The following is a 21506-nucleotide window of genomic DNA, read 5'->3' on the forward strand; positions in this document are numbered from 1 at the left end:
CCGATCGAGTTTTCCGTTGGCGGTGACGGGAAGTTTCGGCAGGAACGTGAAGGCGGACGGCACCATGTAGTCCGGCAGCCGCAACCGTAACGCGTCCCGGAGCTGCCCCGTGATCTCGGCGGGCGTCGCGGAGGTGTCGGCGGCGAGAACGACGTGGCCCACCAGCCGACCGGGCGGCTGCACCGCGACGGCGGCCTCGGCGACCAGCTCGTGGCCCGCCAGCTCCGCCTCAATCTCCCCCAGCTCGATCCGGTAGCCGCGGAGTTTGACCTGGTCATCGGCCCTGCCGGCGAACTCCAGCGAGCCGTCCTGGCGGCGCCGAGCCCGGTCGCCGGTCCGATACAACCGGCCGCCGGCTGGCCCGTACGGGTCGGGGACGAACCGCTGCGCGGTCAGCTCTGGGCGGTCGTGGTAGCCGCGGGCGAGGTGCGCGCCGGCGATGCACAACTCGCCGTACACGCCGACTGGAACGGGTTCGAGGCTGTCGTCAAGGACGTGCAGCCGTACGCCATCCAGCGGCTCGCCCAGCAACACCGGGCCATCCGTGGTCAACGGCCCACACGACGACCAGACGGTCGATTCGGTCGGGCCGTACATGTTCCATGCCTCATAACGCTCGGCCAGCGAGCTGGCCAGCTCGTCGCCAATCGGCTCTCCACCGCAGAGCGCTCGTACGCGACTGCCGTCGACTCCGCCGGCGCCCTGCAGCAGCCGCCAAGTGGTCGCCACCGCCTGCACGACGGTGACCTGGTGCCGCTCGATGAGCGCGGCCAACCGGCGGCCGTCACACGGGCGTCGTCGGCGTCCACGACCACCACCCGCGCGCCGGCCGCGAGCGGCGGGAACAGCTCGGCCACCGACGCGTCGAAGGACAGGCTGGCGATCATCGTCATCGTGTCGTCCGGCCCGAGTCCAGGCCGGCGGCGCATCGCGTACGCGAGATTCGCCAGCGACCGGTGCTCGATCTGGACGCCCTTCGGACGACCGGTCGAGCCCGAAGTGTAGATGACGTAAGCCAAACTCCCACTGTCCACTGTGGACGGCAGCGCTGCCGGTACGTCGTCGCCGTCGATCCAGACCAGCGTTGCCGGCAGTCCGGCGAGCTTGGTGTCGGCAAGTTCCGGTGAGGTGATCACGATCGGGGCGGCCGAGTCCTCGGCGAGATATCCGAGTCTTTCGGCCGGATAGCCAGGATCCAGCGGCACGTACGCGCCGCCGCTGGCCAGCACTCCGAGCGCCGCTACGGCGAGATCAACACTGCGCTCCAGGCAGATGCCGACCCGAGTTTCGGGGCGTACGCCCAAGGAAACCAGCCTTCGCGCCAAGGCGGTCGCGGCTTTGGCCAGCTCGCCGAAAGTCAGTGTGCGGCCTTGCGAGTCGACCACCGCCGGCGCGTTCGGCCGCAGCAGGGCCTGCTCGGCGATTTGCTCATGTACGGGAACAAAGGACTCGCAGGCGGGCTCGCCACGCGACCACTGCTGGAGGCGCACCCGCTCGTCCGGCAGCAACATCGGCAACTCAGTAAGCCGACGGTCAGGCTCAACCACCGCGGTCTCGGCGAGCTGTACGAACCGGTCGACGAACGACTGAGCGGTGGTCCGGTCAAACAAGTCGGTGCTGAAAGCCAGCCGCCCCACAAACTCCGGCCGATCCCAGAGGTGCAGTTCCAGATCAGCTCGTACGCTTCGGGAGCCCAACTCGATGAGCTCGATGTCGAGACCGGCGAAGTCAGCTGGCGCGCTGGCCGGCTGCATCACCAGCGTGGTCTGGAAAATCGCACCTCGCGAAGTGTCTCGCGGCGGGTTGATCTCCTCGACGACTCGCTCGAACGGCACCTCCTGATGCCCGTACGCGGCGGAGCAGGTGCGATGGACCCGGCTGACGAGTTCACCGAAGGTCGGATCGCCGGCAACGTCGGTACGCAACGCCAGCATGTTGATGAAGTTGCCAATCAGCCCGTACGTTTGCGGGTGGCTGCGATGCGCCACCGCCGTGCCGACGGTCAGGGTTTGGCCGCCGAGCCGCGACAGCAGGGTCGTGTAAATCGCGAGCAGCACGGTAAAAGCTGTCGTGTCGTGTCGCGGGCGCGGGCGAGCGCGCGGATGGCGTCGGACGTACGAGCGCCGAGCTCGATCGGCAACCAGTCTCCGTCGAGCGACAGGATCGCCGGCCGTGGCCGATCCAGCGGCAATTCCAGCGGCGTCAGGTCGTGCAGCCGATCGGCCCAATAGCCCAGGTCAGACTGCCAGTCCTCGGCGCGTACGGCTTCGCGTTGCCAGCTGGCAAAATCCGCGAAGGTGACAGGCAGGGCCTCGAGTGGGGGCTCCTCATTTCGTACGCGTGCCTGATAGCAGGCGGACAGATCGCGCAGTGCGACACCGAGCGACCAACCATCGCCTACGAGGTGATGGACGACTAATCCGATGCAGTCGTGGTCAGGCCCGCGCAACAGCAGGAACCGAGCCGGCGGACCAGTCCGCAGCGCAAAGCGGAGATGGATCGCCTCGTCGTCCATCTTTTCGCGTACGGCAACATCAAAGTCGGCCGAGTCGCGAAGGTCAACGACAGCCAGCTCCGGCGGCGGCAACGCGTCCGTACGCTGAGCAGGACGGCCACTGATCGTCACGACCGCGGTCCGCAAGGTTTCGTGGCGCTGCACCAAATCGGCGACCGCGGTGGTCAGCGCGGCCGGGTCCAGTCGACCGCTGAGCCGGCCGCAGAAGAAAAGGTTGTAGGCAGCTGAGCCGGGCTGCAGTTGCTCCAGGATCCAGAGTCGTTGCTGCGCAAGGGAAAGGGGCGCCGGACCGCGGCTCGTACGGGCCGGGATGTCGCCGGGCGTCTCGGACTCGTCGGTCGCGGCTTCTCGCCACCGGGCCAGAAGTCTGGCCTTGGCCGGGGAAAGATCGGTCATCGCCGCACCTCCACGGGCACACTGTCCAGGACCGTCGCACGCAAGATGCGGGCGCGTCCACCGGACCACGGGCGGCCCGGGATTTTCGCAGGTCCCGGGTCAGCACCAGCTTCTTCAGCCAGCGATCGCGGCCGTCGTATTTGGCGCGGAACCCACTGCGGCCGTGCACAGCCCGATAGTTGTCAACAAAACACGCGGTGCCCGGGGGGGTGAGCGGCAGCGGCCGGATCGCCTCGCCGAGTTGCTCGACGATCGCGGTGAGCGCCGCGGCGGCCTCCGGATCACCGTCGACCGCGCGCATGAAAAACGGGTCGATGCGCAGGTAAGGCTGGTCGAGCGAGCCAAAAAGGACGGCGGTCGGCGGCGGATGGGTCCAGTCCGCCGGCAGCGGCTCGCCGGCGGCCGCGTCTTCGCGCTGGCGCTGGGTCAAATGCTCGTTGTCCGGCCCGATCACGAACCGCGGCTGCGCCAGCACCTCGCGATGACGCGCGTCCAGTCGTACGGCGTCCACCGGTGCGATCGTGGTCGGCACGAGATCGTCGTTGCGCAGCGCGAAAAAAGTCCGAGATAGTCGCACCGGTACGGGTGAAACGTCCTCGGTGTGTGCCAGGCGAGGGTGGTGAGGCTGCCGTGGCCGCTCTGCTCGTGTTCCTGGTTTTTGATCGGCAGCACGTTCTGCACCAGCCGTCCACTTTGCAGGGTGGCCCAGCCAAACGGGTCGCCGATGACGGCGGCCAGCAACAGGAACCAGATCTCCTCGCGGACCGTGCTAGCCGGGTCTCGTTGGGCGGCCCAGTGATCCGGGGTCGGGCCGATCCGGGTGTCGTCGACCGGCAGCCCAGCGACCGCCAGCACCGGCACATGCTCGGCGTCCCGGAACCGGGTCAAGGTGGCCACCAGGTCCGCGGGCAGCCGCCGGTACGCGAGCTGGCGGCAGCGGCCGGCCAGCAGCTGCGGGTCGTCGGCGGCCGGGTAGCGGTCGGTCAGCTCGTCCAGTAGTGGCTCGACCAGGGGCAGATCGGGGGCCAGCTCGTACACCCCGACCCCGGGTGGGAACTCGCTGTCCATAGCGGTGCTGTCACCTCTCCATTCGCTGGCGCAGGCTGAGCGGACGCAGGTCCGTCCACACCTCGCGGATGTGGTCCAGGCACTGCTCACGCGGCCCACTGGTGCCGGTCCGGCGCCAGCCGGCCGGCGGCTCCCGGTCGTCGCGCCAGATCGAGTACTGGTCCTCGTCGTTCACCACCACGGCCCAGCTGACCGCGCTTTCTTGGTCACTCATCTTGGTTGTCCTTTCGCTAACAGACCGGAAAGGAGTGCGTCCACGTCTCGCTCGGACAGTGCGCTCACCGGGTCGGGTCGGGCGGACCGGTCGATCTTGCCGGTGGCCGTACGCGGCAGCTCCGGACCGACCTCAAAACGACTCGGCACCATGTATGCGGGTAGCCGCTCCTTGACGTACTCGACCAGGTCTTCCGGCGGCCGACTGGCGTCACGTGGGACCACGTACGCGACCAGTTCGGTGTCGCCACCGCGGGGGCGACCGATGACGACCGCGGCCGTACCGACCTCCGGGTGGCCGTGCAGGATCGCCTCGATCTCCGCCGGCTCAACCCGGAAGCCGCGCACCTTGAGCTGGTTGTCGAGGCGGCCAGCGAAGGTGATTTCACCGTCCTCGCCGCGAAAGCCGAGGTCGCCGGTGAGATAGAGGCGGTCGCCCGGGGAGCCGTACGGGTCCGGCACGAACCGCTCGGCGGTCAGCGCGGGCCGGCCCAGATAGCCACGGGCGATTCCTTCGCCAGCAACGCAGATCTGTCCCACCGCGCCCAGCGGCACCGCCAGCAGGTGCTCGTCGAGCAGGTGCACTCGTACGTTCTGGATCGGCTTCCCGATCGGCACACTGGCGCCGGTCTCGTCGCCGCGACAGCTGTGCGCGGTGCTCCACACGGTGCCCTCGGTCGGACCGTAATCGTTGCACAGCAAGGCGTTTGGCAGGGTCCGGCGGTGCTCGGCGGCGACTTCCGGCGGCATCGCCTCGCCGCCGATCGCGGCATCTCGCAGGGTCGCCAACGGCTCCGGGCCGGCGGTCAACACCAGCGCGTAAAAGGACGCCATGCCGGTCACGTGGGTGACTCGCTCTTCGCGTATGAGCAGCGCGAACAGCCGCGGGTCACGAGCCTCGTCGTCGGACGGCAGGACAAGCCGTCCGCCGCGGCACAGGCTCCAGTAAATCGCCGCCGCCGACGCGTCGAATGACAGCGGCACGGGCGGTGCGTACGCGCCGGGTGAGAACCGGCCGTCGGCCCACCGCGCCGCTGTGGAGTGCACGATCTGGCGGTGCGCGGCACCAACACGCCTTTGGGCTCGCCGGTCGAGCCGGATGTGTAGATGACGTACGCGAGATTGTCCGGGAGTGCAAGGTTTTCCAGCCGTCGCTCGGGAAAATCGGCCGATACAGCGGTGCCGTCGACCGCTCCGGGCACTCGACTGGTGAGGTCGTGAGGCGCCACTACGAGATCCAGGCCGGCGGTCATCAGGCGCAGCCGTGGGGCTGGCTGGTCGGGATCCAGTGGGACGTACGCGCCACCGCCCTTCAGCACCGCGAGCATCGCCACCACGGTCTGGATCCGGCGGGCAGCAAGAATGCCGACCATCCGCTCCGGGCCGACACCGGCCGCCCGTAGGTAATGCGCCAACCGATTCGCCGACCGGTCCAGATCCCGGTAGCTCAGGTGCTCGCCGCCGGCGGTCACCGCGATCGCTTTCGGGGTCCGCTCGACCTGCTCCTCGATCAGCTGGTGCAGGCACTTGTCACGCGGGTACGGGGCGTCCGTCGCGTTCGCCTCGGCCAGCACGCGGCGCTCGTGCGCTGTCAGGACCGGCAACTCGGAGAGCCTGGTATCGGGGTCGGCCGCCACCACCTGCGCCAGCCGATCCAGCAGTCGGCTGCCACCCTGGAACGTGGTGCTGTCGGCCCAGAGCGTGACCTCGCCGTTTGTCGCTCGTACGGCCGGCTCGTCGATCGTCCATCGGAGCGAGCCGTGGGTGATGTGGGCAGCCTTTGGCGGGCCGGCCGCGAACCGTACGGCCAGGTGCGGGCCATCCGTCAAGTGCTGAACAGCCTCTGTGGGTACGGGGGCGTGCTTCTTGGCTTCCTGCCAGGCCGCTTGGGCTCGCTCGGCGATGACCGCAAGTGTGGGATCGCCGAGCAGGCACACGCGTACCGGTAGGTCGACCGGCTCGGGCCCCGGCTGCTGGTCCGTCGGCGGGATACCGATCGTGATGTCCCGGCTCCCGGTCAGGCGGGCGACGAGGGCGTACCAGCCGGCGAGCGCCACCTTCGGATCCACCGAGTGGGAAGCCCGACCTGGCCGCTGAGCTGTCTCAACGACCAGATCGGGGACTGTGGCGCCGCGAAGCCGCACTCCCCACCACGCCCCGCTGTCCGAGCTCGGCCGCGGTGTCGGCGGGGCGCCAGCGAGGCGTACGTCGGCGCGTACGCCGCTGTCGACCGCATACTGGCCGGCGATCTCCAAGACCAACGCGCGCAGTCCGGCCGTACCGAGCACCGACGGGTCCGCGGTGACCACACCAGGGTGTGTCGGTCGTCTGAGTGTCGGAGCAGTACAAAGCGCGGCACTTCGGTCGTACGGGCGAGGGCGGTCTCGGTGGCGGCAACGGTCTGTTCGGGCGGCCCATCGGTCAGGTCGACCGCTGCCCAGGTCTGTCCACTGTGGACATGATTGCGACGGCGGCGCAGGCAGCCACTCACCGACCGGCGGAGCAGGCCCGGCTCCAGCGGCCCGTCGATCCCAGCGGTGACCGCACTCACCGCCGGCCACCGCGCTGCGGTTCCGGGAGGAATCCCTTCTCCAGCAGGAAATTCATGCAGTTGTGCAGGAATTTCTCGTCAATGGGCGGACACGAGATGCCCTTGCCGGCAATCGCCTGGTGCAGATTCCGGCATTCGCTCGCCGGGTCCAACGCCAGATGCGCCGCGAACTCCATGGGCAGCCCGGCATCACCGCCGGTGTAAAGGAAAAGCACCGGCAGCAGCGGATAGATCGGATGCGACGGATCGACCCGCATCGCCCCCGATCGGTGGCCTCCTGGAACGGCACCACATCGAAGTCGTAGCCGAAGGACCGAATCCACTCGTACGTCTCGTTGGTAGGCAGGGCTTCGGTGTTCCAGATGTGGAAGATCCGGCCGATCGAATCCGGCCGCAGCGAGGCCGCGATCAGCGCCGCGCTGGCGAAGTCCACCGTCACCGAGTTCAGGATTTCGGTGTAGACCGGCAGGATCTTCAGGTCCAGGAAGCCGCGCAACGCGGTCAGGATGTAGTCGGTCTCGTGACAGGCGCCGGTCTCGGTGTGGCCCATCATGATAGAGGGCCGGAAAATCGTGGTCGGCAGGCCGCGTTCCCTCGCCGTCACCACCATCTTCTCCGCGATCCACTTGCTTTGCGGATAACTGAACGGAACCCGTGGCGGCAGCGGCGGCAGGTCGATCTCCAGGAACGGCCGCGGAATGTACGACCCAACCAGCACGTCGATCGTCGACACGTGGTGGACGAGCTTCGCGCGGGTCCGGCAGGCAGGCGAGTCGCAGCACCTCGACAGTGCCGTTGACATTCGGCGCTTTCAGGACCGTGTACGGATAGACGAAGTTGACCAGGGCGCCGTTGTGGTAGATCACGTCGAGAATGCGGCCCAGCCGGTCGAACTCGTCCTCACTTGTCCCCAGCAGCGGTTTCGCCAGGTCGCCGACCACCGCGTGAACTCGCTCGTCCCAGCGCTCGTCCCAGTCCACCTTGAACTTGGCAGCGGTCTCCCGGAGCCGCTCCTGCGCGGACACCGGGTCGTCGGCGCGTACGAGACAATGCACATGCGCGTGGGTCTGCAGAAGCAGTTGCTCCACCAGGAAAATCCCGAGGTAACCAGTGGCGCCGGTGACCAGCACCTGGTCCGGGTCGGCGATGTTCGCCATCGGCAGCCCGGCCGGGGTGATCTCCGGATCCAGCCGTGACTCGGCCACCAGCAGCTGCGGGTCACGTTTGGCCAGCAGGCCCTGGTAACCCTCCTTGCGATAGACCTCGATCGTGGTCGCCACCCCCGCGACGGTGGGTGTGGTGAACAGCGAATGCAGCGGCAGATCCACGCCGTACGCCTTGGAAAGCCGCGAGCCGACCCGCGCGATCAACAGCGAGTTTCCACCGTTGGCGAAGAAATCCTGATGCCGGCCGACCCGCTCGATGCCCAGCGCCTCGGCGAACGCCAGCGCCACCTCGCGCTCGATCTTGGTACGCGGCTCCTGGTAGCCGACGCCACGGTCCAAGTCCGGCGCGGGATCGGGCAATGCGGCTCGGTCGACCTTGCCGCGGTCGGTCATCGGCAAGGTGTCGAGCAGAACGTATTGCTGCGGCAGCATGTACGACGGCAACCGGTCGCGTACGAACGACTCCAGGCCAGCGCGATCGAGCGTGCGGCCGGTACGCGGCGCCAGATAGGCGATCAGTTGAGCGGCGTCGCCGTGCTGGCGTACGACGACCGCAGTCGCCGCGACCGCCGAATGCTCGCCGAGCACGTTCTCGATCTCGGCCAGCTCGACCCGAAAGCCCCGCACCTTGACCTGCGAGTCGGCCCGGCCGAGGAACTCCAGCTCCCCGTCCGGACGCCATCTGGCCAGGTCACCGGTGCGATACATGCGCCCGCCCGGCACATATGGGTCGGGTACGAACCGCTCGGCGGTCAGCTCGGGACGATTCAGGTAGCCGCGTACGACCTGCTCACCGGCGAGGCACAACTCCCCCGGCACGCCGATCGGCGCGAGCCCGAACGCCTCGTCCAGGACATGCACACGTACGCCCCGGACGGGTTTGCCGATCGGCACGGTCATGCCAGCATCGGCCGCCTCGCAGCGGTGGACCGTGCTCCAGACAGTGCCCTCGGTTGGCCCGTATTCGTTGAAAAGTGGGGTGTTTGGCGCAAGTTCATAGTGCCGCGCGACGAGTGCCGGCGGCAACGCCTCGCCGGCCAGGATGACGCAGCGCAGGTCCGCCACGCAGTCCGGCTGGGTCTCCAACAGCACGCCGTACTGCGAAGGAACGCCGTCGAAATGGGCGCCCTTTTCCTCGCGTAGCAAGGCGGCCAGCAACCGCGGGTCGCGTACTTCGTCCTCGCTCGGCAGCACCAACCGGCCGCCGTTGGTCAGCGTCCAGTAGAGGCCGGCGCCGGACGCGTCGAAGCTCAACGGCGCGAGCATCACGTACGCCCAGATGGGCTCCGGGAAGACGCCGGTGCGATTTTCGGTGGCGTTGATGATCGCGTGATGCGGGACCAGCACACCCTTCGGCCGACCGGACGAGCCGGACGTATAAATCGCGTAGGCGGTATTTTGGTTGTCCGTCAACGGTTCCGGGTTGGTGTCCGGCTCGTCGCCGGCGCCGATGGTCTCCTCGACCACGACTTTCCAGTCGCCCTCAGACAACTGGGCCGACCGGCCGGGCGTGATCACCACGGCCGCGACCGCCGCGTCCTCGCAGACATAACGCACTCGCTCGGCGGGGTATTCGGGGTCCAGCGGGACGTACCCGGCGCCGGACTTGAGCACTCCGAGCAGCGCGATCACCGATTCGGGCCGGCGGTCCGCGGTCACCGCGACCAGCCGCTCCGGGCCGACGCCAAGGCCGCGCAGCCGGTGCGCCAGGCGGTTCGCGCGGCGGTTCATCTCGGCGTACGTGACGCGTAGGCCGCCGCCGCGCAAGGCGATCGCGTCGGGCGTACGAGCGACCTGTTCCTCGATCAGTTCGTGCAGGCCGCGGTGGGTGTCGGTGGTGGTGGCGGTCTGTTCCCACGCGGTGATGCGCGCGCGCGCTCGGTCTCGCCGGCCAACGGCAGCGCGCCCAACCGAGTGCCGGCGTCACCGACAACGTGCCGGAGCAGCACCAGAAGATGATCGAGCATCCGCTCGGCGGTGGCGTCGTCGTACAGGTCGCCGGCGAACTCCAGCACCAGCGAGGCACCCTGTGGCGTCTCGCGCAGGCGCAACGTGAGGTCGAAGGGTGCGAGGCCGGTCGGGATGTCGGCGGGTTGCCAGCGACGCCACCGGAACGCTGTTCGCCTTCGACTTCCTCGGCGGCGAAACGTACCTGGAAAAGCGGGGAATGGGCCACGTCCTGGCGATGCGGGACGTCCTCGACCAACCGCTCGAACGGCACCGCGCCATGCGCTCGGGAATCGTTGACCGACGACGAGACTCCGGCGAGCAGGTCACCGAAAGGGGGGTCGCCGCGCAACACGCAGCGCACCGGCCAGGTCTGCTGGCAGGGACCGACCATCGACTCCCATTCGGCCCGCTGCCGGCCATCGGTCAGCCAGCCGATCGCGAAGTCGCGCTGGCCGGAGTAGCGCGCGAGCAGCGCTGCCCAGCCGGCCAGCACAATGTCCGGCACCGGCTGGCCGAGCGCGATGACCTGCGACTTCAGGCCCTCCCAGGTCGCCGCAGGTACCGGCATCGCGACCCGGGAACCACGCAGGCCCTGCGCCTTCACGGTCGGCCGAGAGCGGTCGGTGGGCAGCGTCAGCACCGGCACCTCGGCCCAGCCGGCCACGCCACCACTCCAGCTGCCGCGCACCCTCCTCGGAGGTGAGCCAGGTGCGCTGCCAGGTCGCGAAGTCCGCGAACACCGGCGCCGGCCTACTGTCCGGCACCCCGCCGTCCTGCGCGAGCGTCCCGTACGCGCGGCGGATCTCGTCCACCAGCAGCTGCCCGGACCGGTCGTCGGCGACCAACTGGTGGGCGACGAGCACCAGCACGTGCAGCCGTGGAGAGCAACGAACCAGGGTGAGCCGTACCAGCGGCGGCGAGGCCGCGTCGAACGGCCGCGCCGCTTCCTCGGCGACCACCTGCCGCAACTGTTCCAGCTGCCGGCCGGCCGCCACGTCACTCAGGTCCACTGTGGACAGTGGTACCCAGCCGGCGATCGAGGCGTGTACGCGTACCGGCCGGCCCTCGACTTCCACGAATCCGACCGAAAGATCGCTCCGCCGCCGGACGACCGCGGCGCAGGCCTGCTGCAACAGTGCGCTGTCGACGACCCCGGACAGCTCGGTCGTCGTCACCACATGGGTCGCGACCTCCGGCGCCATCTGCCGCAGCACCCAATATCGGCGCTGCGCAACGGAAAGCTGGTCAGCGTCCTTGGCCGCCTCAGCCTTGAGCAGCTGGGCGAGCAATTCCCGTTTGGCTTCGAGAGACATCTGATGGACAGCGTCGGGCTCATGCATCGGCGTCGGTCCTCCCGATCCACCACTCCCCGCCTGGGGAGAAGAATGGCTCCGATTTGGTGGGCGCTGATGACGCTAGGCGCCGCGACCGGCCGCGCGCGGGGTGTCAAAAAACGGACGACGCTACCCGCGTCTGCTTTCCGGCCTCCGGCAACGAGTTTACCGCTCCCGGGACTTTCCGCGTTCTATTCCACGAATGTCGTGAAACAACGCGCACAAAGCAGATCGTCCCCGTTTGCGCGGTGACTGCCCCGAAGGAGCTCTTTGGGGCGTTCAGCCTGGATCCGCCGATCCGCCTTTGTCGTTACGTTTGCAGTGCCGGCGGCCGCGCTTTTGTCAGCAACATGCTCTCGCCAATAACGGGCGGCGTGCTAGCTTTCGCGCCAAATATTTCATTTCTTATCATTCTAGGCGGACCACGTAGATGCGCCCTTCACGTACCCGACTTCTCATCAGCGCCGGATCGGATTGCCCCGTAAAGAACCGTGTCCACGGTCGCCCGCAGCAGATCGGCCGCGGTGCAGTCGAGTTCGCGCGGCAGCTGCGAGTTCAACAGCCGCTCGACCGCGCCGCGGATGATCTCACCCAACAGCTCGGGCCGCGCCGACAGGAGTCCCCGCCGGTGCCCGGCCTGGAACAAGTCGTCCAGCCGCTGGTAGACCACCGCGTCAATGCGCTGCTCCACATGCCGGCGCAGCGCGGCATCGCCGCGTCCGGTCGCCAGCTGCGCCGCGCCGATCCGCTCGAGCTCGCCGCCCGCGGCCATCAGGAACTGCCGCACCTGGTCACCGAACGGCTGGCCTTCGGAACTCCGCGGCCGCCGAGAGTAGCGCGCGTTCGACGGCTCCGAACTGCCGATCCAGGACGGCGGTCAGCAGGCTGTGCTTGTCTGGGAAGTGACGGTAAATCGTCTTCTTGCTCATCCCCAGCTCATGGGCGAGATCGTCCATGCTCACCCGGCCGGCCCCGGGTGCGAGGAACAGCCGGCCGGCCGCGTTCACGATCAGGTCGATGCGACCCTCGCCAGAAACTGCGGAAACTGTCTGGGTTTCCATAGTTTCCATAGTCGCGCGCCGGACCGCGGTCGTCAAGGTCGCCGCAAGCCCGGATCAGCTAGAAAGTGGTTTCGGCAAAACCGAAGGTGTCGGGGCGGAAGTCGCAGTGCCGCAGCCAGGCCGGGCGCACTCGTACGTACGCGATGTCGGGGTCCTTGGCGCGGTCCCGGCCGTCCGGATACTGCTCGAAGTAGAACGGCTGGCAGCGCTCCAGTTCCGCGCCGGTGATGATGTCGGCGGTGCCCTCCAACTGGACGGTGACCTCGTCCTCCCACCCGATCACCAACGCGACCTTCGGTTGCCGCCCTATGTTCGCGAACTTGCGGGAGCCTGCCGAGGTGTCGAAGACGATCTCGCCGCGGTCGGTCGCCGCCACCCCGACCAGCGCGGCCTGTGGCGTGCCGTCCGGGCCCTGGCTGGCGACCACCGCGAGACCCCGTTCGCGTACGAACGCGATCAACTCATTGCTGTCCATCCGACATTCCTCCCGGATCCGGTTGACACTGCATGCTGGCACGGACCGGCCAGAGCTGCGAGACGTCCAACCCCCCGAATCGGGATCCACCTCCAAGGCACTTCGCCCCTTGTTAGCCATACAGGTACTGGCCAGTGTTCAGACGTCAGCATGAATGTGCCCCCTGCGTTTACCGGCGATGCGCCTACAAACCGGCTGTTAGAGGCGAATACGGTCATTGAGTGCCGCGGTTCTCCCGCGCGGGGGGTGGGAAGACGGCGGCGCGGAGAGGGGCAGGGACGTGGCTGGGAATCTGACCAGGGTGCAGGCTCGGCGGCGCGCCACACTGATCGCGGTCGAGTCGTACGCGGTCGAGCTGGACCTGAGCGGCGACGACCAGACGTTCACCTCGACCACCGTCGCCCGTTTCGGCTGCACGGCACCGGGCAGCGCGGTTTTCATCGACCTGGCAGCGAGCGCGGTGCGCTCCATCGACCTGAATGGCCGGCCGGTCCCGCTGTCCGCCTGGTCCGGCGGCCATATTCGGCTCGGCGCGCTGGCGGCCCACAACACCCTCCGGGTGGTCGCCGACTGCGCGTACTCCCGCACCGCCGAGGGCATGCACCGCTTCACCGATCCTGCCGACGGCTCGGTGTACGTCTACACCCACTTCCAGCCGGCCGAGGCGCACCGGGTGTACGCGTGTTTCGACCAGCCAGACCTGAAGGCGACGTTCGAGCTGGGTGTCGTGGTGCCGGCCGACTGGCAGGTGGTCGCGAACACCCAGCCCGACTCGGTCGGCAAGGCCCGGCTGGCCAGCGGCACCGGCGCCACCCGCTGGCACTTTCCCGCCACGCCACCGCTGCCGACCTACGCCACCTCGGTCGCCGCCGGCCGGTTCCACTCGGTCAGCGGATCCTGGCAGCGGGTGCCGCTCAGCCTCTACTGCCGCCGGTCGCTGGCCGCGTACCTCGATGCCGACGAGCTGCTCGAGGTGACCTGGAACGGCTTCGACTTCTACCAGCGGCTTTTCGGGATGCCCTACCCGTTCGGCAAGTACGACCTGGTGTTCGTCCCGGAGTTCAACCACGCCGGCATGGAGAACGCGGCCTGTGTGACGCTGACCGAGAACATGCTCTTCCGGTCGCGGGTCACCGACGTGCGACACGAGCGGCGGGCGTCGTTGCTGCTGCACGAGCTGGCACACATGTGGTTCGGCAATATGGTCACGATGACCTGGTGGGACGACCTGTGGCTGAACGAGTCCTTCGCGACGTACGCCAGCACCCTCTGCCAGGCCGAGGCGACCCGGTGGCCAGGCGCCTGGACGACCTTCTCGCAGCTCTTCAAGACCTCCGCCTACCACCAGGACCAGCTGACCCGTACGCACCCCATCGTGGCCGACTTGCCGGACGTGGCGACCGCCGAAGTCAGCTTCGACGGCATCACTTACTACAAGGGCGCGTCGGTGTTGAAGCAGCTCGTGGCGTACGTCGGCCGAGAAGCGTTCACGGCCGGCCTGCAGCGGTACTTCCAGCGCCACCAGTGGTCCACCGCGACCCTCGCCGACCTGTTGGCGGCCGTCGAGGCGACCTCCGGCCGCGACCTTGGCTGCTGGTCGAAGGAATGGCTGCAGACCGCCGGCGTGAACACGCTGCGGCCGGACTACCGGCTCGCCGGCGACGGGACCATCGACGGTTTCGCGGTCACCCAGAGCGCACCCGAGGCCCATCCGCTGCTGCGTCCACACCGGATCGCCGTCGGCCTCTACGACCGCGAAGGCACCACCCTGACCCGCCGCAGCAGCGGCTGGAAGTCGACGTGGCCGGTGATCGTACGAGCATCCCGGCCCTGGACGGCTGCCGGCGGCCGGATCTCGTGCTGGTCAACGACGACGACCTCACGTACGCGAAGATCCGGTTCGACGACCGGTCGCTGGCCACCGTGCTGGCCGGCGCGGCGCACGCGGCGAACACCTTGCCTGCTGGCGTGTGCTGGACCGCGATGTGGGACATGTGTCGCGACGGTGAACTGCCGGCCCGCGACTACGTACGACTGGTCGCCGGCACGCTCGACGCGATCGACGACCCCGGCATGTTGGAGACGCTGCTGCTGCAGACGGTCGCGGTGGCCCGTGACTACGCCGCGCCGTCGTGGCGGCTCACCGGGCTGCGGCAGCTCGCGGACGCCTTGCACCGGATGTTGGTGCTCGCGCCGGCCGGCTCGGACCGCCAGCTGTTCTGCGTACAAATGCTGGCGGGGCTGGCCACCTCCGACGAGCATTTGACCCTCTTGCGGGAGCTGTTGGAGGGTGCCACGCGGCTACCGGGCCTGCGGGTCGACACCGAACTGCGCTGGCTGTTGCTGCGCCGGCTGATCAGCCGCGGTGCCAGCGACGAGTCGACTATCGGAGAGCACCTGCGCCGCGACCGTACGGCCGCGGGACTGCGGCACGCGGCCACCTGCCGGGCCGCGATCCCGACCGCGGCCGCCAAGGCGACCACCTGGCGGCTGCTGATGGCCGCCGACGGCCAGCAGCCGCCCACCAGCGCGGCGATGGTCGGCGCCTCGCTGACCGGATTCGCCGACCTCGACCAGGCCGACCTGCTCGAACCGTACGCACAACGCTATTTCGACGTGATCGTGGCGATCTGGCGCGACTGGCCGGCCGGTCTCGCCCGCCGGTTCGCCACCGCCGGCTACCCCACCCCGGTGATCAGCGAACAAACCGTCGCGATGACCGACGAATGCCTCAGCCGCGACCGCCCGCCACCGGCCCTCAGCACCATCCTGCTGGAGCGCGCGCGCGACGACCAACTGCGCGCGCTTCGGGCCCGTTCCCGCGACTCTCGCGCCTAGCGCTCGACGGCGCGTACGAGCCGGCTGGAGATCTCAGCGACGAGGTCCGGCGACGTGCCGAAGTTGAGTCGGGCGAAGCCGCGGCCGGAAGGGCCGAAGCCGAGCCCGGACGACAGGCGTACGCGTGCGTGTTCCAGAAAGAACTGGGCCGGTTCGCTCGGCAGCTGGAGCGCACGGCAGTCCAGCCAGGCGAGATAGCCGGCGTCCGGTGGCGAACAGTCGATGCCAGCGGATCCCAGCTCAGCCACCAAAAAGTCCCGGTTGCGCTGGAGTACCTCGAGCACCGCCGAGAGCCACCCATCACCCGACCGCCAGGCGGCCAGGGTGGCGAGTACGGCCGGAGTGCTGACGTCACCGAGCAGGTTCGGCGGCAGCCGCGCCAGCCCGGCGCGTACGGAGGCGGAACCGACATGGCCGACCGCGCAGCGCAGCCCCGCCAGATTGAACGCTTTGGTCGCCGAGGTCAGCGTGACCGTACGATCTGGCGCGAGCGACCCGAAAGGCACGAAACGGGCCGGCGGGAAGGTCAGGTCGGCGTGGATCTCATCGGCGATGACCAGCAGGTCGTACGTCTCGGCCACCTCAGCGACCGCCGCCAGCTCCTCGACCCGCATGCATCGGCCGCTGGGATTGTGCGGGTTGACCAGCACCAACGCGCGGACTCGCTGCCGCGCGACCGTCTCGGCCAACGACTCCCAGTCGGCCAAGGGCACGAGCCTGCGCCGCAGATCTTCGACACTCGCCAGCACCGGCGGGTAAGCGGGGGCGAGGACGGCAACCGCGTCGCCTTCGCTCGTACCCACCTGCAGAACAGCCTGAAGGCCCTGGATCAGATCGGTGAACTCCCGGACGTACGATTCGTCAACGGTCCAGTCGTGCCGTACCCGCATGCGCTCGGCGAAGGCCGAACGCAAGGGCGACGCGTCGTCCAGCAGCCACGGCGGATAGCCCAGATCGCCATCCTGGACGTACCGAATCAGCGCCTCACGCACCACTGCCGGCGCCGCGAAGTCCATGTCCGCCAGCCAGGCCGCGATCACATCCGGCTCGCAACTCGCCCACTTCACGCCCGTACGCGCACTGAGTTCCATCAGCCGCGCCTGCGCACGGCCGGCCCCAGCAACAACTGGCCGGCGCCGCCGCCGCGCGCGCACACCGCCGCGCAGGTCAGCCAGAGCACCGGGACACCCAGGCTGAGCAGCCACGACCCGCCGATCGGCGCGACCAGCCAGGCGACCGAGTACGCGAGCCCGAACATGCCGCTGTAGCGGCCACGCAGGTGTGGCGGCGCGAGCGCGGTGATCACCGCGAGCGCGGTGCCGGCCGACAGGATCTCCCCCATCGTCCAGACCGCGACCGCCAGCGCGTACTGCCAGGCCGTGTGCGCGACCGTGTTCAGCCCAAACCCGAGTCCCAGCACCACCGCGCTCGCGGCCAGGCCGTAGTGTGGTCCCAGCGAGCAACCCACGCACCGACCACCGGCTGGAGCGCGATGATCAGGACGCCGTTCAGCGCGATCACGATGCCGTACACACTGGCTGGCAGGCCGTTCAGCCGCATCGCCAGTGGGAAAGTCGTGAACGACTGCATATACACCAGCGCTTGCGCGAAAATCAGCCCAACAAAAGCCAGCGCCAACCAGTCTTTCGAGATCACCCGGAAAGCTCCGGCGACTCGTACGCCCGGTTCGGGCCGCTTTCGCGTCTCCGGCACGGCCCGCCACACCAGCACCCCGAAGAGCACCGAAGTGACCGCGTCGAGCCAAAAAAGCAGAGTGAACCCGGCCCGGGTAAGCAGCCCGCCGAGAATCATCGCGAGTGAGAATCCGAGGTTCACCGCCCAGAAACTCACGCCGTACGCGCGAGCCCGATCCTGCGGCGGCACCAGGTCGGCGATCATCGCCGTCGAAGCCGGCCGGTACATGTCTAGGGTCAGGCCGAAAAGGAAGGTCAGCACAGCACCACCAGCAGCACCGGCGATCCAGTGGATCCAAGCAACAGCAACACCACCGCGTTGGCGACGGTCGAGAAGACCACCGTCGGCCGCCGTCCGACCCGGTCGGCCATCGTCCCGCCGACCAGCTGAGCGCACACCATTCCGAGGCCGCATCCCGAAATCACCAGTCCGGTCGCGGTGACCGACAGGCCACGGACGCCGGTGAGGTAGTACGCCAGGAACGGCTGGACGACGAAACCGACGCGGTTGACGAGAATGCCGCCCCACAGCACCCAGCAGGCCCGCGGCAGGCCGCCGACCGTGCTTCGTACGAAGGCGACGAACCGCGTTTCGGTCGCCGTACCAGCCGCCCTGGTCATCACACCAGCTGCCGGTAATGCCCAAGGTCGAGCATCGGGTCCAGGTCGGCCGCGACGCTGAGGCATCGCTGCGCCGCGTCCGTGTCGCCGATTTCCCGGTAGCACTCAAAAGCCAGGAATGCGCCGGCCGCACCCGACCGACCCGGACCCGCCCCTGCTGGCCGCCTCGAAATGCCGGGCGGCCTCGGCGGGCTGTTCCGCGCGAGCGAAAAGCAGACCAACGAAGAACCGGCTTTCGTAGAAGTACGGCTCGATCTCATCCAACTCGGCGATCTGGGCGGCTACCCCGGCAGGGTCGTGCCCGACCTGGTTCTTGATCGTACTTTCCAGCAAAGTACGATGATTCTCCAGCCACAGGTGGTGAAGGATGGGATTGTCACCGGCCTCTTTTCGAAGCTCCGCATCGGCCTGATAGGACGCCCGCAGCGCATTCGCCGTCTCCGCCGCGTCCTTCTTGCGGAAATGGTAGAGGGCCACACAACGGTGGAACTTGCTCTCCGCCAACTGCGCCAGCCAACGCGGATGTTCTTTGAGATCATCGAGTCCCGCATAGCCGAAGTCGATCCACGGCTTCGCCGGCTCCCACGCCCGGTGAATGCGCAACTCCTGGGTGATCACTCGTACGGTGGCACCGGTACGCAGCACGGCCTCGGTCGCGTTTTTGGTGAAAAACTGGGAAAGCTCGTCGTTCCACGGGTCCTTCGGATACCGCTGGTGCAGGACGCCGGCACGGGCGTACCGCAGGTGCTGGACGATCGGATCGGTGTCATCCGGATCCGGATCGGGCGTCTCCAGCACCGGAAGGTGGGTGGTGAGCGCGCCCAGCAGAACGGTCATTTGCAGGCGCCGCAACGGATCCGGGCCGTACAACCAGTCGCGCCAGACGGCTCGCAGCTTCGAGATCGGCTCACCGGTCTCCGGTGCGTCGGGCGCCAGGTGGTTCGGCGCACGGCACTGGCCAAGGATGAAGGGCCGCAGGCCCGCCGACGTCAGCAATGAGGTCCACGGCCGCGCGAGAATGTCGTTCCGGTCCGCGGTCATCGTGTGGTTCCAGGTCATCCACGCCGTTTTCACGATGACATGGGTCGTGTCGTCGACTCCCATGGTGATCCACGGCAGCCATCTTTTGCGCAGATCCTGGACATCCAGGACCGCTGGCGCACCGAATGCCCCCCCGCCGGCTCGGCGCCGGTACGGAAGTTCCTGCCGATCGGCCTCCAGATGCTCGCTGGTAGGCATGTTTTCTCTCCTCGTCCGCGGAAAACGGTGCCGGCCACAGTGGAAGCCGCCGGCCGACGGCTCCCACCGCGAGCGGGTTACCTAGCTGCTGGCCCCCAACTCAAGGCGCAGCACCTGCCGGACCGGCGTACTTTCGGTCGACAGGAAGTAAAAAGGACCCGCCAGTGACTCACGTCGGGTAGGCGATGCACAGCAGGTATTCGAGCTCACGGGTCTCTTCCTTCATCCTTGCCACCTCCCCTCGCGTCCACGATCGCCGGGCCGCGGGCGCGGGCTCGGCGATATTTCCAGCCGGGTGAGCGACGCGCGTAGCAGGACGAACGTAAGGCGCGTTTCGGCATCACTGCTGGGTAGCCGGCCGACGACGACTGCCCAGAGTGACCTTTGCCGGAACCCGGAAAGGCAACACCTAGTACTTGACTGGTTGGTACGTCAGAAAGGCGAGGCTGTTACCTACGGTTCGAACGCTGGTCAACCGCAGCGGCTTCGAGTCGCTGGTTTCGCCGAAGAGCCGTTCGCCGGTGCCGAGCACGACCGGAAAGACCATCAGCCGCAGTTCGTCGACGAGGTCGTGCTCGAGCAGCGTACGTACGAGCGGGGTGCTGGCGTAGACGACGATCTCGCCGTCAACCTCTGTCTTCAGCTTTCGCACCTCGTCCACCACGTTGCCTCTAACGACCGTCGCGTTGCTCCACCGGGGATCTTGGATGGTGGCGGACACGACGTACTTGGGCAGGCTGTTCAGCCGATCCGCCCATTCGCCGCGGCGGGACAGCCACCGCGCGGCGAACCACGCGTCGCTTCGCCGTCCCAGGAGCAGGGCCGCCGCGCCGACGGCCTCGTCGAGTTCGACCTCGGCCCAGGCGTCACGGTCCCGCTCCGGCATCTGCCCGAACCAGCCGCCGCGGGCGAAGCCCTGGTCACCGGTCGGGTCCTCGACGACTCCGTCGAGGGACACGTTCTCGCTGACAACGATCTTTCCCATCGTGGATCTCCTTGGGTCGGCTACTGGTGATAGAGACACCGCGAAAGGCGGGAAAGGGCCGCCCCTTTCGCGTTCCCGCTGGTGTCCGTACAAGATGAGAGCCGACGGAAGGTGAACCGAAAGTGCCAGCTGGCGATGTGACGGCCCAGGCCCGCGAAAGTGCGGCGTTCCGGGAACTGACCGAGCCGTACCACCGGGAATTGCAGGTGCATTGCTACCGGATGCTCGGATCGTTCCAGGACGCCGAGGACGCCCTACAGGAAACACTGCTGGCCGCCTGGCAGGGCTTCGCCGGGTTCCAGGGGCGCGCCTCGTTGCGTACGTGGCTCTACCGGATCGCCACCAACCGGTGCCTGAACGCGCGCCGGACGGCCAGCCGGCGCCCCGCGAAGGCGTGGGACATACCGCAAGTGACCCGCCCGAGCCGACCCGGCTGGGCGAGGTCGTCTGGCTGGAGCCCTTTCCGGACGCTCTGCTGGAAGATGCGCCGCTTGGTCCTGAAGCGCGCTACGAGCTGACCGAGGCTGTCTCACTGGCGTTCGTGACCGCCCTGCAGCTCCTGCCGCCTCGCCAGCTCGCCGTGCTCATCCTGCGCGATGTCCTCGGATTCCCTGCCGTCGAGGTGGCCGGCATGCTCGACGCCAGCGTGGAGTCGGTCAAAAGCGCCCTGAAACGGGCCCGCGCCAGCTTGCGGCACCAACGGCCACCGGCCGCCGCCGACCTGGCCGCGGCGGACGCGATCGTGGCGAAGTTCGTACGCGCATGGGAGGCGGCCGACGTCGAGGCGCTGGTCAGCTTGCTGACCGACGACGTGACCATGTCGATGCCGCCCATTCCGTTCGAATACCAGGGCCGGGACGCGGTCGCCCGGTTCAGCGCGAGCATCTTCCAGGCCGGGCGCAGGTTCCACCTCGTGCCAACCCGCGCCAACGGCCAACCTGCCTTCGGCGCGTACTTGCGCGCCCCCGATGGCACCATGCACGGAACGGGCCTTTACGTGGTCACCCTCGCCGGCGACCGGATCAGCGCCCTCACCCGATTCGAGAACAGCGCGCTCCGGTGGTTTGGGCTGCCGCGATCGCTTCCCAGCTAGGAAGCCTCACGACTGGCGACTTCGCCGATGCGGCCGGATCGCGGCGGCTCTAGCTTTATGCGTGCCAGCGACGATCGCGCTAAGGAGGTCCGCTCCGATGACGCCGCCAGCCTTCGCCGGCGCGTGACATCGCGGTGGCATCCCTTTGACAACCGGGTCTGGAAACATCCGTCGTCCAGGAACCACCGAGAAAGACTTTTTTGCTGCCCTAAAAGGGGATTTCCGCGACGACGACGGATATCGCCGCCCCGATCGGAACCACGCCCACCGGGCTCGGCGCACCAACCACCACGAAAGGCACGCTGAA

General features: G+C 68.2%; 18 protein-coding genes and 7 pseudogenes. 4 read left to right on the top strand and 21 right to left on the bottom strand.

The window, feature by feature from the left end:
* Positions 1–21: 21 nt before the first annotated feature.
* From GNX96_RS64585 to GNX96_RS23065, 15 genes and pseudogenes are all read right to left on the bottom strand, one after another.
* Positions 22–738, bottom strand: a pseudogene (locus GNX96_RS64585) (AMP-binding protein); the annotation flags it as partial.
* A gap of 62 nt (positions 739–800) precedes the next feature.
* Positions 801–2057, bottom strand: a pseudogene (locus tag GNX96_RS23015) (AMP-binding protein); the annotation flags it as partial.
* A complete protein-coding gene (locus GNX96_RS23020; RefSeq protein WP_163569655.1) occupies positions 2003–2911 on the bottom strand; it encodes a condensation domain-containing protein in 909 nt (302 codons plus the stop codon). The pseudogene GNX96_RS23015 and the gene GNX96_RS23020, both read right to left, overlap by 55 nt.
* A gap of 450 nt (positions 2912–3361) precedes the next feature.
* Positions 3362–3979, bottom strand: coding sequence for a hypothetical protein (locus GNX96_RS23025; protein WP_163569656.1), 618 nt, complete (start codon positions 3977–3979; stop codon positions 3362–3364).
* A 10-nt stretch (positions 3980–3989) separates the two neighbouring features.
* The gene (locus GNX96_RS23030; protein WP_163569657.1) at positions 3990–4193 is read right to left on the bottom strand and encodes an MbtH family protein; all 204 of its coding nucleotides are present in this window, start codon (positions 4191–4193) and stop codon (positions 3990–3992) included.
* Positions 4190–5239: an amino acid adenylation domain-containing protein gene (locus GNX96_RS23035; RefSeq protein ID WP_163569658.1), complete on the bottom strand. Its 1050-nt coding sequence runs from the start codon at positions 5237–5239 to the stop codon at positions 4190–4192. Before GNX96_RS23035 ends, GNX96_RS23030 begins: the two co-directional genes overlap by 4 nt.
* 29 nt (positions 5240–5268) lie before the next feature.
* A pseudogene (locus tag GNX96_RS61375) lies at positions 5269–6753 on the bottom strand (AMP-binding protein); the annotation flags it as partial.
* Positions 6754–6795: 42 nt separating this feature from the next.
* Positions 6796–7545 carry an SDR family oxidoreductase gene (locus GNX96_RS64590; RefSeq protein ID WP_390624117.1) on the bottom strand — a complete coding sequence of 250 codons (750 nt, stop codon included), beginning with the start codon at positions 7543–7545 and terminating at the stop codon, positions 6796–6798.
* Positions 7520–9775: pseudogene (locus tag GNX96_RS23045) on the bottom strand (non-ribosomal peptide synthetase); the annotation flags it as partial. The gene GNX96_RS64590 and the pseudogene GNX96_RS23045, both read right to left, overlap by 26 nt.
* Positions 9715–9960, bottom strand: coding sequence for a hypothetical protein (locus GNX96_RS54380; protein ID WP_279581211.1), 246 nt, complete (start codon positions 9958–9960; stop codon positions 9715–9717). The pseudogene GNX96_RS23045 and the gene GNX96_RS54380, both read right to left, overlap by 61 nt.
* Positions 9961–10088: 128 nt before the next feature.
* Positions 10089–10547: pseudogene (locus tag GNX96_RS64595) on the bottom strand (condensation domain-containing protein); the annotation flags it as partial.
* A pseudogene (locus tag GNX96_RS23055) lies at positions 10522–11199 on the bottom strand (condensation domain-containing protein); the annotation flags it as partial. The pseudogenes GNX96_RS64595 and GNX96_RS23055, both read right to left, overlap by 26 nt.
* 433 nt (positions 11200–11632) lie before the next feature.
* A complete protein-coding gene (locus tag GNX96_RS54385) occupies positions 11633–11980 on the bottom strand; it encodes a hypothetical protein (protein WP_279581212.1) in 348 nt (115 codons plus the stop codon).
* Positions 11981–11984: 4 nt separating this feature from the next.
* Positions 11985–12254: a TetR/AcrR family transcriptional regulator gene (locus tag GNX96_RS54390; RefSeq protein ID WP_279581213.1), complete on the bottom strand. Its 270-nt coding sequence runs from the start codon at positions 12252–12254 to the stop codon at positions 11985–11987.
* Positions 12255–12312: 58 nt separating this feature from the next.
* Complete coding sequence (locus tag GNX96_RS23065; protein ID WP_163569663.1) at positions 12313–12729, bottom strand: pyridoxamine 5'-phosphate oxidase family protein; 417 nt, start codon at positions 12727–12729, stop codon at positions 12313–12315.
* Between the two features lie 301 nt (positions 12730–13030).
* On the opposite strand from GNX96_RS23065, the pseudogene pepN reads away from it, so the two are divergent.
* A pseudogene (pepN, locus tag GNX96_RS54395) lies at positions 13031–14497 on the top strand (aminopeptidase N); the annotation flags it as partial.
* Between the two features lie 89 nt (positions 14498–14586).
* A complete protein-coding gene (locus GNX96_RS54400) occupies positions 14587–15567 on the top strand; it encodes an ERAP1-like C-terminal domain-containing protein (RefSeq protein WP_279581214.1) in 981 nt (326 codons plus the stop codon).
* Here the strand turns inward: GNX96_RS54400 and GNX96_RS23075 are convergent.
* The 6 genes from GNX96_RS23075 to GNX96_RS23090 all read right to left on the bottom strand — a co-directional run bounded on the left by GNX96_RS23075 (position 15564) and on the right by GNX96_RS23090 (position 20106).
* Positions 15564–16658, bottom strand: a complete 1095-nt coding sequence (locus GNX96_RS23075) for a MalY/PatB family protein (protein ID WP_163569664.1) — start codon at positions 16656–16658, stop codon at positions 15564–15566. The genes GNX96_RS54400 and GNX96_RS23075 overlap by 4 nt on opposite strands.
* Positions 16658–16987 (bottom strand): MFS transporter, encoded by a 330-nt coding sequence (locus GNX96_RS54405; protein WP_279581215.1) that lies wholly within the window; start codon positions 16985–16987, stop codon positions 16658–16660. The genes GNX96_RS23075 and GNX96_RS54405 overlap by 1 nt, the downstream gene beginning before the upstream one ends.
* Positions 16963–17523 carry an MFS transporter gene (locus tag GNX96_RS54410; RefSeq protein WP_279581216.1) on the bottom strand — a complete coding sequence of 187 codons (561 nt, stop codon included), beginning with the start codon at positions 17521–17523 and terminating at the stop codon, positions 16963–16965. Before GNX96_RS54410 ends, GNX96_RS54405 begins: the two co-directional genes overlap by 25 nt.
* Complete coding sequence (locus GNX96_RS54415) at positions 17517–17882, bottom strand: MFS transporter (RefSeq protein WP_279581217.1); 366 nt, start codon at positions 17880–17882, stop codon at positions 17517–17519. The genes GNX96_RS54410 and GNX96_RS54415 overlap by 7 nt, the downstream gene beginning before the upstream one ends.
* 105 nt (positions 17883–17987) lie before the next feature.
* Entirely contained in the window at positions 17988–19121 is a 1134-nt protein-coding gene (locus GNX96_RS23085; protein ID WP_163569665.1) for a hypothetical protein, read from the bottom strand.
* 409 nt (positions 19122–19530) lie between these two features.
* Entirely contained in the window at positions 19531–20106 is a 576-nt protein-coding gene (locus tag GNX96_RS23090) for a dihydrofolate reductase family protein (protein WP_163569666.1), read from the bottom strand.
* Between the two features lie 122 nt (positions 20107–20228).
* Between GNX96_RS23090 and GNX96_RS54420 the strand changes: the two genes are divergently transcribed.
* Both GNX96_RS54420 and GNX96_RS23095 read left to right on the top strand, forming a co-directional pair.
* Positions 20229–20624: a sigma-70 family RNA polymerase sigma factor gene (locus GNX96_RS54420; protein ID WP_279581218.1), complete on the top strand. Its 396-nt coding sequence runs from the start codon at positions 20229–20231 to the stop codon at positions 20622–20624.
* Positions 20558–21199, top strand: coding sequence for an RNA polymerase subunit sigma-70 (locus GNX96_RS23095; RefSeq protein WP_279581232.1), 642 nt, complete (start codon positions 20558–20560; stop codon positions 21197–21199). The genes GNX96_RS54420 and GNX96_RS23095 overlap by 67 nt, the downstream gene beginning before the upstream one ends.
* The last annotated feature ends 307 nt before the right edge of the window (positions 21200–21506 follow it).

Source organism: Fodinicola feengrottensis, from assembly GCF_010993775.1.
Taxonomy (GTDB): domain Bacteria; phylum Actinomycetota; class Actinomycetes; order Mycobacteriales; family HKI-0501; genus Fodinicola; species Fodinicola feengrottensis.